Source organism: gamma proteobacterium symbiont of Axiagastus rosmarus (genome assembly GCF_059730925.1).
The window spans coordinates 2,991,576-3,008,585 of the sequence record NZ_AP035925.1; the positions used below are offsets into that span (position 1 = coordinate 2,991,576).

18 protein-coding genes and 1 other annotated feature are annotated in these 17,010 nt (G+C 58.3%); of the genes, 8 read left to right on the forward strand and 10 right to left on the reverse strand.

What is annotated here, in order from left to right; all coding sequences use genetic code 11:
• Window positions 1-55: 55 nt before the first annotated feature.
• From hemH to AC6I8F_RS14215, 3 genes are all read right to left on the reverse strand, one after another.
• Window positions 56-1,015: a ferrochelatase gene (hemH, locus tag AC6I8F_RS14205; protein ID WP_021507223.1), complete on the reverse strand. Its 960-nt coding sequence runs from the start codon at window positions 1,013-1,015 to the stop codon at window positions 56-58.
• A gap of 115 nt (window positions 1,016-1,130) precedes the next feature.
• Window positions 1,131-1,775: an adenylate kinase gene (adk, locus tag AC6I8F_RS14210; RefSeq protein WP_021507222.1), complete on the reverse strand. Its 645-nt coding sequence runs from the start codon at window positions 1,773-1,775 to the stop codon at window positions 1,131-1,133.
• A 151-nt stretch (window positions 1,776-1,926) separates the two neighbouring features.
• Window positions 1,927-2,754 (reverse strand): DUF6024 family protein, encoded by an 828-nt coding sequence (locus AC6I8F_RS14215; protein ID WP_159377494.1) that lies wholly within the window; start codon window positions 2,752-2,754, stop codon window positions 1,927-1,929.
• Window positions 2,755-2,943: 189 nt separating this feature from the next.
• Between AC6I8F_RS14215 and AC6I8F_RS14220 the strand changes: the two genes are divergently transcribed.
• On the forward strand, window positions 2,944-3,813 hold the full coding sequence (locus tag AC6I8F_RS14220) for a LysR substrate-binding domain-containing protein (protein ID WP_021507220.1): 870 nt from the start codon (window positions 2,944-2,946) through the stop codon (window positions 3,811-3,813).
• A gap of 172 nt (window positions 3,814-3,985) precedes the next feature.
• Here the strand turns inward: AC6I8F_RS14220 and htpG are convergent, their stop codons facing one another.
• From htpG to AC6I8F_RS14250, 6 genes are all read right to left on the reverse strand, one after another.
• Window positions 3,986-5,854 carry a molecular chaperone HtpG gene (htpG, locus tag AC6I8F_RS14225; RefSeq protein ID WP_498028139.1) on the reverse strand — a complete coding sequence of 623 codons (1,869 nt, stop codon included), beginning with the start codon at window positions 5,852-5,854 and terminating at the stop codon, window positions 3,986-3,988.
• Window positions 5,855-5,960: 106 nt separating this feature from the next.
• Window positions 5,961-6,566 (reverse strand): recombination mediator RecR, encoded by a 606-nt coding sequence (gene recR / locus AC6I8F_RS14230; RefSeq protein WP_031279660.1) that lies wholly within the window; start codon window positions 6,564-6,566, stop codon window positions 5,961-5,963.
• Entirely contained in the window at window positions 6,566-6,895 is a 330-nt protein-coding gene (locus AC6I8F_RS14235) for a YbaB/EbfC family nucleoid-associated protein (protein WP_010616869.1), read from the reverse strand. The genes recR and AC6I8F_RS14235 overlap by 1 nt, the downstream gene beginning before the upstream one ends.
• 49 nt (window positions 6,896-6,944) lie before the next feature.
• On the reverse strand, window positions 6,945-8,924 hold the full coding sequence (gene dnaX / locus AC6I8F_RS14240; RefSeq protein WP_498028140.1) for a DNA polymerase III subunit gamma/tau: 1,980 nt from the start codon (window positions 8,922-8,924) through the stop codon (window positions 6,945-6,947).
• Window positions 7,542-7,603 (reverse strand) — a sequence feature (DnaX frameshifting element). Its footprint overlaps the gene before it by 62 nt.
• 247 nt (window positions 8,925-9,171) lie before the next feature.
• Window positions 9,172-9,723, reverse strand: a complete 552-nt coding sequence (gene apt / locus AC6I8F_RS14245) for an adenine phosphoribosyltransferase (protein WP_031279659.1) — start codon at window positions 9,721-9,723, stop codon at window positions 9,172-9,174.
• Window positions 9,724-9,873: 150 nt separating this feature from the next.
• Complete coding sequence (locus AC6I8F_RS14250; RefSeq protein ID WP_058775241.1) at window positions 9,874-10,257, reverse strand: DUF454 family protein; 384 nt, start codon at window positions 10,255-10,257, stop codon at window positions 9,874-9,876.
• 58 nt (window positions 10,258-10,315) lie between these two features.
• Between AC6I8F_RS14250 and priC the strand changes: the two genes are divergently transcribed.
• Genes priC through rsmS form a run of 3 tightly spaced genes read left to right on the forward strand, consistent with a single transcriptional unit; the run spans window position 10,316 to window position 11,284 of the window.
• On the forward strand, window positions 10,316-10,825 hold the full coding sequence (priC, locus tag AC6I8F_RS14255) for a primosomal replication protein PriC (RefSeq protein ID WP_498028141.1): 510 nt from the start codon (window positions 10,316-10,318) through the stop codon (window positions 10,823-10,825).
• Window positions 10,826-10,874: 49 nt separating this feature from the next.
• The gene (locus AC6I8F_RS14260) at window positions 10,875-11,120 is read left to right on the forward strand and encodes a GlsB/YeaQ/YmgE family stress response membrane protein (RefSeq protein WP_498028142.1); all 246 of its coding nucleotides are present in this window, start codon (window positions 10,875-10,877) and stop codon (window positions 11,118-11,120) included.
• A gap of 8 nt (window positions 11,121-11,128) precedes the next feature.
• Complete coding sequence (gene rsmS, locus AC6I8F_RS14265) at window positions 11,129-11,284, forward strand: pleiotropic regulatory protein RsmS (protein WP_150058475.1); 156 nt, start codon at window positions 11,129-11,131, stop codon at window positions 11,282-11,284.
• Here rsmS and acrR read toward each other — a convergent pair.
• On the reverse strand, window positions 11,281-11,919 hold the full coding sequence (gene acrR, locus AC6I8F_RS14270) for a multidrug efflux transporter transcriptional repressor AcrR (RefSeq protein ID WP_031279658.1): 639 nt from the start codon (window positions 11,917-11,919) through the stop codon (window positions 11,281-11,283). The genes rsmS and acrR overlap by 4 nt on opposite strands.
• Window positions 11,920-12,061: 142 nt before the next feature.
• Between acrR and AC6I8F_RS14275 the strand changes: the two genes are divergently transcribed.
• The 4 genes from AC6I8F_RS14275 (at window position 12,062) to ykgO (ending at window position 16,993) form a co-directional block, all read left to right on the forward strand.
• Window positions 12,062-13,252 carry an efflux RND transporter periplasmic adaptor subunit gene (locus tag AC6I8F_RS14275; RefSeq protein WP_058757947.1) on the forward strand — a complete coding sequence of 397 codons (1,191 nt, stop codon included), beginning with the start codon at window positions 12,062-12,064 and terminating at the stop codon, window positions 13,250-13,252.
• Between the two features lie 17 nt (window positions 13,253-13,269).
• Window positions 13,270-16,419: an efflux RND transporter permease subunit gene (locus tag AC6I8F_RS14280; RefSeq protein ID WP_498028143.1), complete on the forward strand. Its 3,150-nt coding sequence runs from the start codon at window positions 13,270-13,272 to the stop codon at window positions 16,417-16,419.
• Window positions 16,420-16,579: 160 nt separating this feature from the next.
• Window positions 16,580-16,837, forward strand: a complete 258-nt coding sequence (locus AC6I8F_RS14285; protein ID WP_021507208.1) for a type B 50S ribosomal protein L31 — start codon at window positions 16,580-16,582, stop codon at window positions 16,835-16,837.
• A 15-nt stretch (window positions 16,838-16,852) separates the two neighbouring features.
• Window positions 16,853-16,993 (forward strand): type B 50S ribosomal protein L36, encoded by a 141-nt coding sequence (gene ykgO / locus AC6I8F_RS14290; protein WP_010616859.1) that lies wholly within the window; start codon window positions 16,853-16,855, stop codon window positions 16,991-16,993.
• Window positions 16,994-17,010 lie beyond the last annotated feature (17 nt).

The following is a 17,010-nucleotide window of genomic DNA, read 5'->3' on the forward strand; positions in this document are numbered from 1 at the left end:
AGCTGCCGTCAGGGAAAATCAGGCAGAGAATGATATCACATTCTCTGCCGCACCCTTAGCGCCGCGCTTGTACCAGCTGCACCATCATCTCGATGTGCTCATCATCCGCATTAAGCGCCGGAATGTATTCAAATTTCTCGCCGCCAGCGTGCAGGAAGATTTCGCAGTTTTCGCCGCTGATCTCCTCCAGCGTCTCGAGGCAGTCCGCCGCAAAGCCTGGACTCATCACCTGCACATGTTTGATCCCTTTGGCCGGCAGGCTTTTCATGGTCTCATCCGTGTACGGCATCAGCCACGGCTCGCGGCCAAAGCGCGACTGGAAGGTCATCATGATTTTATGCGGCGCAATGCCGAGCGCGGCGGCCAGGGCATCGGTGGTGTCTTTACAGCGCAGCGGATAATCGTCGCCTTCATTGGCGAAGCGCTGCGGAATGCCGTGGTAAGAGAGCACCAGCAGATCCGGCTCGCCGTGTTGGGCAAACGAGCGCTCTACCGAGGCCTTCAGCGCGGCGATATAGGCCGGATGTTCGGCGTAATCGCGGATAAACGCCACTTCCGGCAGGGAACGCAGCGGTTTAAAGCTGGCCGCCAGGCCATCCCACACTGCCGCCACCGTGGAGCAGGAGAACTGCGGATAGAGCGGCAGCACGATGAATTTGGTGACGCCCTGCGCCAGCAGACGCTCAACCGCACCGTTGAGGCTCGGCTGGCCGTAACTCATGCCCAGCTCTACCGGCATATCCAGCCGCTGCGCCAGCGCGGCACGCTGCCGCTTGCTGAACACCATCAGCGGGGAACCTTCGTCCATCCACACCGATGCGTACAGCTTCGAAACACGCGGCGAGCGGAACGGCAGAATGATGAAATTGAGAATCGGCCACCACAGCCAGCGCGGCGTATCCACCACGCGCGGATCGCCGAGGAACTGTTTCAGATAGCGTTTCACCGCCGCGGTGGTCGGTGCGTCTGGTGTACCTAAGTTAACCAGTAAAACCCCTGGCTTATCTTGCCTCATTGTATTTCCTTGATGTCGCAGACAATGGTTCTGAATCGGGGGAAATTGTAGCGGAAAAAGCGGAGGGGGAAAGCAATTGCTGCAAAAGGGCCGGACAACCGGCCCTGGTCACCACTTAGCCGAGGATATCAGCCAGCTGTGCACTCACTTCGGTCACCTGGCGGGTGCCGTCGATTTTGTGGTATTCGGTGTTACCGGCTTCGGCTTCTTTGCTGTAGTAAGCAATCAGCGGCGCGGTCAGCTGATGGTATTCCACCAGACGCTTACGCACGGTCTCTTCCTGGTCATCTTTACGCGTGGTCAGCTCTTCGCCGGTCACGTCATCTTTACCTTCCACTTTTGGCGGATTGTATTTGATGTGGTAAACGCGGCCTGACGGCGCATGCACGCGGCGGCCGACAATGCGATCGACAATCAGTTCGTCCGGAACGGCGAACTCGAGCACGTAATCCACCTTGATGCCCGCCTCTTTCATGGCGTCAGCCTGCGGAATGGTGCGTGGGAAACCATCGAGCAGGAAGCCGTTTTTGCAGTCTTCCTGCGCGATACGCTCTTTAACCAGCGCAATCACCAGCTCGTCCGTTACCAGTTTACCGGCATCCATGATGGCTTTCGCCTGCTGGCCCAATTCGGTGCCGGCTTTGACAGCCGCACGCAACATGTCGCCCGTGGAGATCTGCGGAATACCGTATTTCTCCATGATGAATTGAGCCTGAGTGCCCTTACCTGCGCCCGGTGCCCCGAGCAGAATAATACGCATTGCGTAATTCCCCTTGCGAATCGCATTGATCAATCTGAGAAGGCCAAGAACATACCATTATGACCCGCACACCACAAGGCAACGGGCCCCCGGGCGCTGAAAGGCCTACTTTGACCTGCTTTAGCGCTGTGCGCCAGTAGCACGCACGTTTTTAAGAATTTCGGCTGTCTCTGAGCACCTCGCGCAGCCGTTTTTTTAGCGCAGCGGTGACGTTCTGCGGCTTATTGCCGTTGCCGCGTACGCTGACCGGCAAAAACAGGCGATGCGGCGCGAACAGCAGCTGCATATCCGCGGGCAACGCTGGCAGCGCACTGCCGGGCGGCAAGGGCAGCAGCGCAAACGGCAGGCCGGGCTGGTGAATCGACTGCAGCGTGAACGGCGTATCCAGCGTCAGGCTGTCGACAGTGGCAACGTTGAAGGGCTGCCAGTCGTCCTGCGCCATGCACTCCAGCGCGCGTTCCGGCGCGTCACCCAGCGCCAGTCCCTGTTCGAACAGCCGCAGTTCGCTGCGCACCAGCGTACTAAAATCATGAGTACGCAGCGCAATCAGCACCAGATCGTCGCTCAGCATCGCATGCTGATTCAGCTGGGTGACAAACAGTCGTGCCTCGCTGATGAGTCGTTTATGCAACACGCTGGCGAAGGAGCCGGACGCGTGCGTCACGCCCTGGCTCTGGCAGGCACTGAGATTGCGCACCCGGCCCTGCTGCATATCGACGTGATCGACCAGCGCGATATTGCCCGCCATCATCGGCAGGGCCGGCAACACGCTGAGTTCGCTGACCGGATATTGCGCGGCGTAGCGCGTCTGATTGCGCGCCTGCTCCTGGCGCAGAAACAGTTGCGAGAGCAGTACGCGCGCGATGTGCAGTGAGGGGGCAAAAAACAGATCGTAATTTTCCAGCCGATAGTGACGGGACAGCAAGCCGCGCAGCCGATCGCGCGCCGCCGCCCTGGCAGTAGCCTGTTGTGAAGTCATCACGTGACATTTCTCTTGGTTATTCTGCTGTGTGAAGCTGGCGCTGGCAGCGGACATCGCCGCTGCTTTACACAGCGAAGCCGGTCCGTCAACCCGCCAGATTAAGCAGGAAAGGTTAGGTTAATGCGGCTGGACATTAAAATGATATAAACTGACAATCCCTGTTAGGTTTTTACACAGGGGATGAGTATGACCGCGCTTCCGTCGTTACGTGCACTGCACTATTTTCATCAGGCGGCGCTGCATTGCAGCTTTAGCGTCGCGGCCGAATGTCTCCATGTCACCCACAGCGCCATCAGCCATCAGATTCGCCAGCTGGAGAGCTGGATGGGCAAACCCCTGTTCATCCGCACCAACGGGCGCGTGCGCTTAACCTCTCACGGCGAACGCCTGCTGGTGAGCTGCCAGAAAGCCTTTAGCGAACTCTCTACCACCTGCGTAAGTATTCGCACCGGGATGCGCAACCATCTGAGCGTCGCCTGTACCCCAAGTTTTTTATCCCAGTGGCTGATTCCGCGCATCAGCAGCTTTTACCAGCGCTATCCCGATATTGAAGTGCAATTTCAGCCGCAGGGCGATATTGCTCAGCTGCGCAGCGAACACACCGATGTGCTGATCCTCAGTTATGAACAGGCGCCGGACGACGACATTGATGCCTCGCTCATCAGCGATGATTACGTCGGCCCGCTGTGCGCCCCACAATACGCGGCGCGTTTTCACAGCGAGCAGGATCTGGCGTCGCTGCCGCTTTTGCACGCCGATACCCGCCTGCAGGCCTGGGCCGAATGGGCGAAGATCAGCGGCGTGCGCGGTAATTTTTGGCTGGGCAAACATTTCGATAATCTGACGCTGGCGATTCAGGCCGCGAGAAACGGGCTGGGCGTGATTGTGGCGCCGCGCCTGCTGGTGCGTCAGGAGCTGAACGACGGCACGCTGATTGCGCCGCTGGGGTTTGTGCGCGCCGACCGTGCCACCTGGATGATGACCAAACGGTCACGACAGCACGATGCGGAGATTACGTTGTTCCGGGATTGGCTGCGGGATGAAGCGCTGAAGTAAGCAAGGGCGGCATAAATAAAAAAAGGTCGTCATTAATGACGACCCTACGAATATGTGATTTTTTTAGGTCGTCATTAATGACGACCCTACAGAGAGTGGACAGTTGTCGAATCGGTGCCAGGTAACCTGTAGGGTCGGCATTCATGCCGACCGTTCCGATTACCGCACCGCGTTAAGCCGTCAGCAACTGATTCATGCGGCGGATAAACTGGTTAGGATCGTCCAGCGTGCCGCGCTCGGCCAGCAGCGCCTGATCCAGCAGCAGTTCAACCCACTCCGCAAAGCGCGCTTCATCCTGGGTATCAGCCACGCGTTTCACCAGCGTATGCTCCGGGTTGATCTCAAAGATGTACTTCACTTCCGGCACATCCTGACCGGCCGCGGCGAACAGCTTCGCCATCTGCGTGGTCATTTCGTTGGCGTCGGTGGTGACAATCGCCGGCGTGTCGGTAAGGCGATGGGTCAGGCGCACCTCTTTGACGCGCTCGCCCAGCAGGGTTTTCACGCGATCAACAAACGGCTCCAGCGCTTTTTCCGCTTCCTTCTGTGCTTCCGTCTCTTCGTCCGCCAGCTTGCTCAGCGACTCATCCGCTTTGCTCACCGACTGGAACGCTTTGCCATCGAACTCCGTCAGGTAGCTCATCATCCACTCGTCGATACGATCGGACAGCAGCAGGACCTCGATGCCTTTCTTACGGAACAGCTCCAGATGCGGGCTGCTTTTCGCGGCGGCATAGCTGTCGGCAGTGATGTAGTAAATCTTCTCCTGCCCTTCAACCATGCGGCTGACGTAATCTTCCAGCGAAACGGTCTGCGCCGCGACTTCGCTCTGGGTGGTGGCGAAACGCAGCAGTTTAGCAATCGCCTCCTGGTTGGCATGATCTTCCGCCGGGCCCTCTTTCAGCACCAGACCGAACTCTTTCCAGAACTGCTGATATTTCTCTGCGTCGTCTTTGGCCAGTTTTTCCAGCATCTGCAGGCTGCGTTTGGTCAGCGCGGCGCGCAGGCTCTGCGTGACGCGGCTGTCCTGCAGGATCTCACGGGAAACGTTGAGCGGCAGATCGCTGGAATCTATCAGGCCACGCACAAAGCGCAGGTAGTTCGGCATGAACTGTTCCGCGTCATCCATGATAAAGACGCGCTGCACGTACAGTTTCAGACCGTGCTTGCTGTCGCGGTTCCACATGTCGAACGGCGCACGCGACGGGATGTACAGCAGGCTGGTGTACTCCTGCTTACCTTCGACGCGGTTGTGGCTCCAGATGGCCGGATCGCTGAAATCATGGGCGATGTGTTTGTAGAACTCGTTGTACTCTTCGTCGCTGATTTCGCCTTTGTTGCGCGTCCACAGCGCCTGGGCTTTGTTGATCTTCTCCCAGGTGACGGTGTCGTTCTCTTCGTCTTTGGTCTCGATCTCCACCGGCAACGCGATGTGATCGGAATATTTGCTGATCACGTTGCGCACGCGCCACGCGTCGAGGAAGTCATCTTCGCCTTCACGGAAGTGCAGCGTAATTTCGGTGCCGCGATCGGCTTTCTCAATCTCCGCCAGCGTATATTCGCCTTCACCGGCGGATTCCCAGAACACGCCTTCGTCAGCTTTGGCGCCCGCGGCACGGGTGCGTACCGTCACTTTGTCAGCCACGATAAACGCCGAGTAGAAACCGACACCGAACTGGCCGATCAGCTGGCTGTCTTTTGCCTGATCGGAACCCATCGATTCCAGAAACGCTTTGGTACCGGATTTCGCGATGGTGCCGAGGTTTTCAATCACCTCATCACGGCGCATACCGATGCCGTTATCGCTCAGCGTCAGCGTGCGTTTTTCCTTGTCGACCGAGATACGCACGCGCAGGTCGCCATCGCCTTCATACAGATCCGGCGTCGACAGTGCGCGGAAGCGCAGCTTGTCAGCCGCATCGGAGGCGTTGGAGATCAGTTCACGCAGGAAAATCTCTTTGTTTGAATAGAGGGAATGGATCATCAGGTGCAGAAGTTGTTTTACCTCTGACTGGAAGCCACGCGTCTCTTGTCCTTTCATGGTCATTGCTACCTCAACAGAATCGGGGTTGATCAATTGTTGAGAGTGAAATGGGGATGGTGGGAAGAATTTCAAGCCGGTATCGCAGCAGGATACCGGCAAGTGGTCAGAATTTAATCTTGTGCCGTCCGGCAAGCGAGTGCGACAGCGTTGTGCCGTCGACCATTTCCAGTTCACCGCCGACCGGAACCCCGTGCGCAATGCGGCTGGCGTCGACGCCATACTGGCCGCACAGCTCGGCGATATAGTTAGCCGTGGCTTCGCCTTCCACCGTGGGATTGGTGGCGAGGATCACCTCCTGCAGCGTCTCACGTTCAAGGCGCTGCTCCAGCCGATCCAGGCCAATATCCTGCGGGCCGATGCCGTCCAGCGGCGACAGATGGCCCATCAGCACAAAATAGCGACCGCCAAACTGGCCGGTCTGCTCGATGGCGTGGATATCCGCCGGGCTCTCCACCACGCAAATCTGGCCGTTTTGCTGACGGCGGGGATTGGCGCAGATGGTGCAGATCTCCTGCTCGGTGAAGGTGCGGCAGTCGGAACAGTGGCCGATCTCTGCCATGGCGCGGGTCAGCGCCTGCGCCAGACGCATGCCACCGCTGCGATCGCGCTGCAACAGATGAAACGCCATGCGCTGCGCCGATTTCGGGCCAACGCCCGGCAAACAGCGCAGCGACTCCATCAAAGCTTCAAGCAGTGGACTGGTTTGCATCAGAACGGCATCTTGAAGCCAGGCGGCAGCTGCATACCGGCAGAGACGGACGCCATCTTCTCTTTCTGCGTTTCATCAATACGGCGCGCCGCATCGTTGAACGCCGCAGCGATCAGATCTTCCAGCATCTCTTTGTCATCTTCCAGCAGGCTGGGATCGACTTCCACGCGGCGGCAATTGTGCGCACCGTTGATGGTCACTTTGACCAGGCCAGCCCCTGATTCGCCGGTGACTTCCAGTGCGGCGATCTCTTCCTGAACTTTGGCCATTTTATCCTGCATCTGCTGGGCCTGTTTCATCAGGTTGCCCAATCCGCCTTTACCAAACATAGTTTTCTCTCTCTGCTGGGGCTGCGCGCAACGCTGCGCGACAGCGTGATCATACGGGTCGGATACTCTCTTCATCCAGGTCCGCATCAAAGAAGCGACGCAGCGTCTGAATGTGGGTATCGCTTTTGATCGACTGACGCGCCTGCGCCAGTTTCTCTTCATAAATGGCCTGACGCCACTCCAGCGGCGTCAATACCGCCGGATTATCGTCTTCCACGATGGTCAGTTCAACCGTCTGGCCGGCCGCCTGGCTCAGCGCGTCCTGAATCGCCTGGCGCGCCGGGGCAGAGTTGAGATGACGCTGGCTGCTGCGCAAATGCAGCGTCACGCCCTGCTCATTCACCTCTTTCCACGCGTTCAGCGCGACCTGCTGGACCAGCTTCGGCAGCGTCAGCGTGGCGATTTCCGCCGCCCAGGCATCGCGCTGCAGCGCCTCTTCCGCCAGTTTGAGCGCCAGCTCTGGCGTTTTCTCATGCTCCAGCGCAGAACGCAAGGCTTTTGGCGTCGCCACTGGCTCCGGCTTGATCTCCTCCTGCTGCTGGGCTTTCCAGCGATACGCTTCCGGTTTCGCCGGCGCTTTTACCGCCGGCTCAGACGCTCGCTGTTGCACGCGCTCGGTGACGCTTGCCAGACGTTCCAGCGCCGGGTTTGCCGGCCGCGCGGAACGCGCTGCCGGCTCACTCTTTTTTGCTTTGCTGGCTCCCTGACGCAGCAGCTGCGTCCGCGCCTGTAACAGCTGACTGGTGGCGTCGGGCAAGTTATCCGGGGCCGGTGCCATATCGGGATAATTATCGGCTGGCGGCGGCGACTCATCCATCGGCGGTGCCATCTGCGGCTGCGCGGCCACAGCGGGGGCGGCTTTGGTCTGAGGCGCTGGCGCGGCAACGGCCGGCGCGGCCTGCGGCGTCAGCGACGGGCGCGCTACCGGTTCAGCGATGGTGGCCTGCGGATGAAACGCCAGCGCACGCAGCAGCGTCATTTCCACGCCCAGCCGACGATCCGGCGCCAGCGGCAAATCTTTGCGCCCCATCAGCAGCGTCTGATAATAGAGCTGAACGTCAGCAGGCGGCAGCACGCGCGCCAGTTCGCGCAGGCGCTGCGCCTGGCTGGCATCATCTTCGCCAAGCGAGCTGGGCAGCAGCTGGACCATCGCGATACGGTGCAGCAGACGCAGCATCTCCACCAGCAGCGCCTCCCACTCCACACCGCGCGATGCGGCCTGATTCAGCAGCGCCATCACCTGTTCACCGTTGCCTTCCACCAGCGCTTCAATCAGCGCCAGCGGCTGTTCATCATCCAGCGTGCCCAGCATTTGCGCCACGCTGTCGCGCGTGACGCTGCCCTGCCCCATAGCAATCGCCTGATCGGTGAGGCTGAGCGCATCGCGCATACTGCCGTCGGCGGCGCGCGCCAGCAGATGCAACGCGCGCGGCTCGGCGTCAATCTGCTCCTGCTGCAGCACGTGCGCCAGCTGCTGCTGAATTTGTTCGACGTCGAGGGCTTTCAGGTGGAACTGCAGGCAGCGCGACAGAATGGTTACCGGCAGCTTCTGCGGATCGGTGGTCGCCAGCAGGAATTTCACATGCGACGGCGGCTCTTCCAGCGTTTTCAACAGCGCATTAAAGCTGTGGCGCGACAGCATGTGCACTTCATCGATCAGATAGACCTTAAAGCGCCCGCGCGCGGGTGCATACTGCACGTTATCCAGCAGGTCGCGCGTGTCTTCCACTTTGGTGCGCGAGGCGGCATCGATTTCGATCAGATCGACAAAGCGCCCCTGTTCAATCTCGCGACAGTTATCGCACTGTCCACAGGGCGTGGCCGTGATACCGGTTTCGCAGTTGAGGCCTTTAGCCAGCAGACGCGCAATCGAGGTTTTCCCCACGCCGCGCGTGCCGGAAAACAGATAGGCATGATGGATGCGTCCCAGTGACAACCCGTTGGCCAGCGCCGTCAGCACATGTTCCTGACCGACTACGTCGGCGAAAGCCTGGGGACGCCATTTTCGCGCAAGTACCTGATAGCTCATGTGGATTCAATCACTGGAGTTGTTTAACCTGGCACAGCAGCACGCTCAGTTGCGCCGATTCTGCCGTGGGACTTAGGGGAAAAATGCGGTGACGCAAACCCTGTTTATTTTGACAGGAGTGTAACAGCCACAGCCGGATATGCCTATACCCGTGATACGTTGCGCGCTGCGCTTCAGGGCGGAATACGCCTGTCAGGGAGTGCGAAGAGAGGCGCCGCCGGGCATCAAGGCTGGCGGCGCGATGGCCTTAGTGGCCGGGGAAGTTGACCAGGCTGTAGCAGTCGATACCCAGCGCGTTCAGGCGCGCTTCGCCGCTTAAATCAAACAGGTTGATCACGAACGCGGCATCTTTAACTTCACCGCCCGCACGACGAATCAGTTTCACCGTGGCTTCAAGGGTGCCGCCGGTAGCCAGCAGATCGTCCACTACCAGCACCACATCGCCGGGTTTGATGGCGTCTTTGTGCAGTTCCAGCGCGTCTGAACCGTACTCCAGTTCATAGCTTTCGCTGAAAGTTTCACGCGGCAGTTTGCCCGGTTTACGCACCGGCACAAATCCCACGCCCAGACCCAGCGCAACCGGCGCCCCGAACAGGAAGCCACGCGCTTCGGTGCCCACCACTTTGGTGATGCCTTTATTACGATAACGCTCCACCAGAATGGCGATCGCTGCGGCATACGCCTGCGGATCTTCCATCAGACTGGTGACGTCACGGAACAGGATGCCCGGCTTCGGATAGTCAGGAATGCTTTTGATGCTGTTTTTGATCAGTTCAAGCTGCTGCGCAGTTGCGGTCATAAAGGTTACGCCTGGAAAAATATCTAAAACGCGCAGCTTCCACAGCGCCAATACCCGGAAACCGGGTTAAGCGAAGTCGTTTCTCAAAGGGAAGCCACGCACGAAGATGCCCAAATCTAAGCAAACAGCCGGCTAAATGCAACCCTGATGCTACGGTTCGTGCGGGTTCGCACTTTCTGCTACAACCGGGATGCGCCACAGCATGAGCAACAATAGCGCCAGCATCACACCGAGCAGAATGCGCAGCCACAGCAGCTTCACCAGCCAGATTGAAACCGCAAAGGTGATGACAATCAGCAACATGGCGCGGCTTTTGGCACCGGGCGGCATGGCGCGATGCTGCTGCCAGTGGCGCAGATAGCGGCCAAACGGCGAGCGCCACAGCAGCCAGTGGTGAAAGCGTGGCGACGAGCGGGCAAAACACCAGGCGGCCAGCAACACGAATGGCGTGGTCGGTAGTAAAGGTAATACAATGCCCAGCGTGCCCAGCACAATCGCCAGCCAGCCAAGGCTTAACAGTAAAATGCGCTGCATGCCAGATGCCTGAAAAATGTCACAACAGCGCTACGTTAACACAGACGGAATCGAAGTGATGCCTCAACTGCCCGCCCAACAGCGTCTGCACGCAATGATTGACACGCTGCGCCAGCAGATTGCGCAGCAGCCGGACGGTAGCTGCCGTCAGCCGCGCTTTGACGCGCAGCTGTTTCGCTGTAAAGGCACGCGGCTGGCTGACTATCTGCAAGAGCTGCAGCACAATGCGGCGCAGCTCGCGGCGTCCGACAGTGATGCGTCGCGCCGCCAGTGGCTGGCGCAGAAGGTGCTGGACCAGATTGCCGCGCTGCAGCGCGAGTGCAGTAGCCAGCAACTGCGCGTGGTGCGTGAACGGCCGCGGCGCGATCCGCTGCAGCCGAAGCGTGATGAGTACCGCGGCTACGAAACGCGATTGCTGGCCATGCTGCAGCAACGCGAAAAGCACCTGGCGCGCGCTGAAACGCTGAGCGTGCAGCAGCAGCTGATGCGCGAGGTGGAGATTCTGCAGGAGCGGCTGGCGCGCTGCCGCGCCGCGCTGCATAAACTGGAGATCGCGGCGCAGCCGTAAGCCGTTCGCTTTCCTCTATACTGGAAACAGCGCTGACGGGAGGAGAAGCATGACCCTTATCATCTGGATTATTATTGGCCTGGCTGCCGGCTGGCTGAAGCGGAGGGTGTTTCCCGGCCGTCCCGGCGGACTGGTGCCGACACTGGTGCTGGCGGTGATCGGCGCGCTGATTGGCGGCTACATCGCCACGTATTTCACCACGGGCGACCTCGGTACGCTGCATCCGATGGGCTTTGCCTTGGCGCTGGCCGGTGCACTGCTGATGCTGCTGGTCGCCGCTAAACTACGTATTTAGGAGACACTATGACGCTGGATACCGCGCCGGACGACATCAAGCTGGCGGTCGATTTAATTCAGCTGCTGGAGGAAAACCAGGTACCCACGGCCACGGTGCTGGCTGCGCTGGCGATTGTCCAGCGCGATTACGAGCAGAAGCTGGCGGCCGAACGCAGCGCTTAGCGCGTGCCGGCGAGCGTCGGGCTCAGGCGCAGCATATCTATAAAGGCCTCTACCACCTGCGGCGCTTCACTCACCAGATCAAAACTTTGCGGATTGAATAACCAGCTCTCCATCATGCCGCTGATGTAGCCGCGCATCAGCAGCGCAGCCTGGCGGGTGTTGAGGCTGGCCGGAAGCTGCCCGGCCTCGATACAGCTGCGCAGCACCTCTTCGATGCGGTCATAACACGCCTGCAGCAGCCCCTGCTGCATCGCCATTAACGTCGACATTTCCCCAACGAACTCACATTTATGGAAGATAATCTCCATTAATGCGCGTCTTTGTGGATCCTTTGCTGTGGCTTCAAGGATATAGATCAGCATCGAACGCATTACAGAAAGTGGATCGCCAGGGTATTTTGTCTGATACTCAAGTTCCACATCGTCGAGCCCGGCGTCGCAGCGCAGCCAGATCTCCTGTAACAGATCGGCTTTATTTTTAAAATGCCAGTAGATAGCGCCGCGCGTGACGCCAGCGGCCGCGGCGATATCCGCCAGTGAAGTGGCGGCCACACCGTGTTCAGAAAAGTGAGCTAAAGCGGCATCCAGAATTTGATGTCGCGTTTCAAGTGCTTGCGCTTTGGTTTTTCGTGCCATAGAGGACTGTTTTTACAAACTGGCAAGTTTACATACATTTGTGAATGTATGTACCATAGCACGACCCGTGTTTTAACGCAGCAATGGGTTTAACGGTTTGTGATCCATTGATCATTTGATATCGGACACTAGAGGTTTATTTATGAATAAAAACAGAGGATTAGCGCCTCTGGCGGCCGCCGTGATGCTTACAGGCAGCTTTTTGTTAACAGGATGTGATGATAATAAATCCCAGCAAGCCGCCCAGCAGCAGCCCCCGGAAGTGGGTGTTGTCACGTTAAAAAACGAGCCCCTGAAAATCACCACCGAACTGCCAGGCCGTACTTCGGCGTTCCGCGTGGCTGAAGTGCGTCCGCAGGTGTCAGGTATCATTCTCAAGCGTAATTTTGTTGAAGGCAGTGATGTTAAAGCCGGCGATTCGCTGTACCAGATCGATCCCGCCACCTATCAGGCCGCGTACGACAGCGCAAAAGGCGATTTAGCCCAGGCGCAGGCCAACGCGCGCGTTGCCCAGCTGACGGTGAATCGTTACAAGCCACTGCTGGGTACCAAATATATCAGCCAGCAGGACTACGATAACGCCGCGGCCACCGCCGCGCAGACCGCCGCAGCCGTACAGGCGGCGCAGGCCAATGTGGAAACCGCCCGCATTAACCTGGCGTACACCAAAGTGACCTCGCCAATCAGCGGCCGCATTGGTAAATCCTCGGTGACGGAAGGTGCGCTGGTGTCGAACGGCCAGACCACCGCGCTGGCGACCGTGCAGCAACTCGACCCGATGTACGTCGATGTGACCCAATCCAGCGATGATTTCCTGCGCCTGCGCGGCGAGCTGGAGTCTGGTCAGCTGAAACAGAACGACGGCAAAGCTAACGTTACCCTGCTGATGCAGAACGGTAGCGCATACAGCCAGCCGGGCACACTGGAATTCTCTGATGTTACCGTGGATGAAACCACTGGCTCGATTACCCTGCGCGCGATTTTCCCGAATCCGGATCATCGTTTGCTGCCGGGCATGTTCGTGCGTGCACGTCTGGATGAGGGCACTAACCCGACGGCGCTGCTGGTACCGCAGACCGGCGTAACCCGCACGCCAACCGGTGAAGCCACCGCGATGGTAGTGGGCGCGGATAATAAAGTCGAAGTGCGTAAGATTACCGCGAACCAGGCGTTTGGCGACAAATGGCTGGTGACCGATGGCCTGAAAGAGGGCGATCGCGTGATTACCGTCGGTATTCAGCGTGCTAAACCGGGTGCTCAGGTGACGCCGCAAGAAGTCAAAGATGATGCCAAAGCCGCACCGGAATCTCAGTCTGCTAAATCATCGTCATAAACAGGAGCCGTTGATACATGGCTAAGTTCTTTATCGATCGCCCCATTTTTGCCTGGGTGCTTGCCATCATTATTATGCTGGCGGGTGCGCTATCGATTATCAAACTGCCGATCGAGCAATATCCCAACGTTGCGCCGCCGGCAGTTGAAATCCAGGCATCTTATCCGGGTGCAGATGCGAAAACGCTACAGGATTCGGTAACGCAGGTTATCGAACAGAATATGAACGGCATCGACGGGCTGATGTATATGTCCTCGAGCAGTGACTCTTCTGGTACGCTGACGCTGACGCTGACCTTCCAGTCTGGTACTGACGCCGACATTGCTCAGGTGCAGGTGCAGAACAAACTGCAGCTGGCGATGCCACTGCTGCCGCAGGAAGTACAGCAGCAGGGGATTCAGGTGAAAAAATCCTCCAGCAGCTTCCTGATGGTCGCCGGTTTCGTCAGCGAAGATGGCAGCATGACGCAGAACGACATCTCAGACTACGTAGCGTCGAACATCAAAGATCCGATCAGCCGTACGCCTGGCGTCGGCGATACTCAGGTGTTTGGTGCGCAGTATGCGATGCGTATCTGGCTCGATCCGCACAAGCTTAACAACTACCAGCTGACGCCGGTGGATGTGATCAGCGCGCTGCAAACCCAGAACACCCAGGTGGCTGCCGGTCAGCTGGGCGGTACCCCACCGGTGCCAGGTCAGCAGCTTAACGCCTCGATCATTGCCCAGACGCGTCTGACCTCGACCGAAGAGTTCGGTAACATCATGCTGAAGGTCAATCAGGACGGCTCACAGGTGCGCCTGCGCGATGTCGCGAAGATTGAACTCGGCGGTGAAAACTACGAGATCATTGCCCGCTACAACGGCAAACCAGCGTCCGGTATCGGTGTCAAACTGGCGACCGGCGCCAACGCGCTGGATACCGCCGACGCGGTGAAAGCGGAACTGGCCAAGCTGGAACCGTTCTTCCCGGCCGGCATGAAAACCGTTTACCCGTACGACACCACACCATTCGTTAAGATCTCCATTTTCGAAGTGGTGAAAACGCTGTTCGAAGCCATCGTGCTGGTGTTCCTGGTAATGTATCTGTTCCTGCAGAACTTCCGCGCGACGCTGATTCCTACCATCGCCGTGCCGGTAGTACTGCTGGGCACCTTTGCCATCATCAGTGCCTTTGGCTACTCGATAAACACCCTGACGATGTTCGGCATGGTGCTCGCCATCGGCCTGCTGGTGGATGACGCCATCGTGGTGGTGGAAAACGTTGAGCGCGTCATGGCGGAAGAAGGATTACCGCCGAAAGAAGCCACCAAACGCTCGATGGAACAGATCCAGGGCGCGCTGGTTGGCATCGCGCTGGTGCTGTCAGCGGTATTTATCCCGATGGCGTTCTTCGGTGGCTCAACCGGGGTGATTTATCGTCAGTTCTCGATCACCATCGTTTCGGCGATGGCGCTGTCGGTGCTGGTGGCGTTGATTCTGACGCCAGCGCTGTGTGCCACCATGCTGAAGCCCATCAAAAAAGGTGAACACGGCAAAACCACCGGTTTCTTCGGCTGGTTTAACCGCCTGTTTGATAAGAGCACCAACCATTACGTCGACAGCGTCGGCCACATTGTGCGCAGCACCGGCCGCTATCTGCTGATTTATCTGTTGATTGTGGTCGGCATGGCTTACCTGTTCCTGAAACTGCCTACCTCGTTCCTGCCGGAAGAGGATCAGGGGCTGTTACTGGCGCAGGCGCAGCTGCCTGCCGGTGCGACCCAGGAACGTACGCAGAAAGTGCTGGATCAGGTTACGGATTACTTCCTGACCAAAGAGAAAGACAGCGTGAATTCGGTGTTTACCGTTAACGGCTTTGGCTTCGCCGGTCGTGGACAGAACACCGGTATCGCCTTCGTCAGCCTGAAGCCATGGGATGAGCGTGGTGATGCCAGCCTGAAAGTGCCGGCGATTGCCGGACGTGCGATGCAGGCGCTGGGTCAGATCAAAGATGCCATGGTGTTCCCGTTCAACCTGCCGGCCATTATCGAACTGGGTAACGCCACCGGTTTCGACTTCCAGCTGATCGATCAGGGTAACCTCGGCCATGAGAAGCTGACCGCCGCGCGTAACCAGCTGTTTGGCATGATTGCCCAGCATCCGGATACGCTGGTGGGCGTGCGTCCGAACGGGCTGGAAGATACGCCGCAGTACAAACTGATTATCGATCAGGAAAAAGCGCAGGCGCTTGGTGTGTCGCTGTCCGACATCAACACCACGCTGGGTGCGGCCTGGGGCGGTTCTTACGTCAACGACTTCATCGACCGTGGTCGCGTGAAGAAAGTGTACGTGATGGGTCAGGCCGACTCGCGCATGCTGCCGGATGACATCAGCAAATGGTACGTGCGCAATAGCGCCGGGACCATGGTGCCATTCTCAGCCTTCTCTTCGGCGAAGTGGCAGTATGGTTCACCGCGTCTGGAGCGTTACAACGGTCTGCCATCAATGGAGATCCTGGGTCAGGCGGCGCCGGGCAAGAGCTCGGGTGATGCCATGAACCTGATGGAGAGCCTCGCCTCGAAGCTGCCTGCGGGTATCGGCTACGACTGGACCGGCATGTCCTATCAGGAACGCCTGTCCGGCAACCAGGCGCCTGCACTGTACGCCATTTCGCTGATTGTGGTGTTCCTGTGTCTGGCCGCGCTGTATGAGAGCTGGTCGATTCCGTTCGCGGTCATGCTGGTGGTGCCGCTGGGTGTGATTGGCGCCCTGCTCTTCACCACGCTGCGCGGTCTGAGTAACGACGTGTACTTTGTGGTGGGTCTGTTGACCACCATTGGTCTCTCGGCGAAGAACGCCATCCTGATCGTCGAATTCGCCAAGGATTTGATGGAGAAGGAAGGCAAAGGGCTGGTCGAGTCGACGCTGGAAGCCTCACGTATGCGTCTGCGTCCGATTCTAATGACGTCGCTGGCGTTCATCCTCGGCGTACTGCCGCTGGCGATCAGCAGCGGTGCCGGCTCCGGCGCACAGAACGCCGTCGGTACCGGCGTAATGGGCGGGATGGTGACGGCCACCGCGCTGGCGATCTTCTTCGTGCCGGTGTTCTTCGTGGTGGTGCGCCGCCGTTTCAGCAAGAACAAGTCTGAGCTGGAACAGGGCCATCCGGTCAATCACCCTCACTGATAGTTTCTCTCTGCTAAAAGGCCGCGCAAGCGGCCTTTTTTATTGCGCACTCCCCTGCTCCGCACGTTCCATGACAAATCCGCACCGGACGCGTGGTTGCAATCCTGCGGCGTGAGGTTCATAATATTGTTATATTATAACATTACACGAGAGCGCTATTATGAAACCAAACATTCATCCGCACTACCGTCCTGTGGTGTTCCACGACACCACCGTCGACGAATACTTCAAAGTCGGTTCAACGATTCAGACCGATCGTACCATCCAGTTTGAGGGCGAAGAGCTGCCGTACGTCACGCTTGATGTGTCGTCGAAGTCGCACGTTTACTACACCGGTAAACAGAAAGAGTTTGCCAAAGAGGGCAGCGCCGCACGCTTCAACAAGCGTTTTGGCAGCTTCCTGACGCGCAGCAAATAACCGGAGTTCAGCCACATGCAAGTTGTCAGTTCATTGCGGTCTGCCAAGACCCGTCACAAAGATTGCAAAGTCGTGCGGCGTAAAGGTCGTATTTATGTGATTTGCAAAACCAACCCGCGCTTTAAGGCGGTGCAGGGAAGAAAGAAAAAACGTTAGGAAAGTGTCGTGATAAT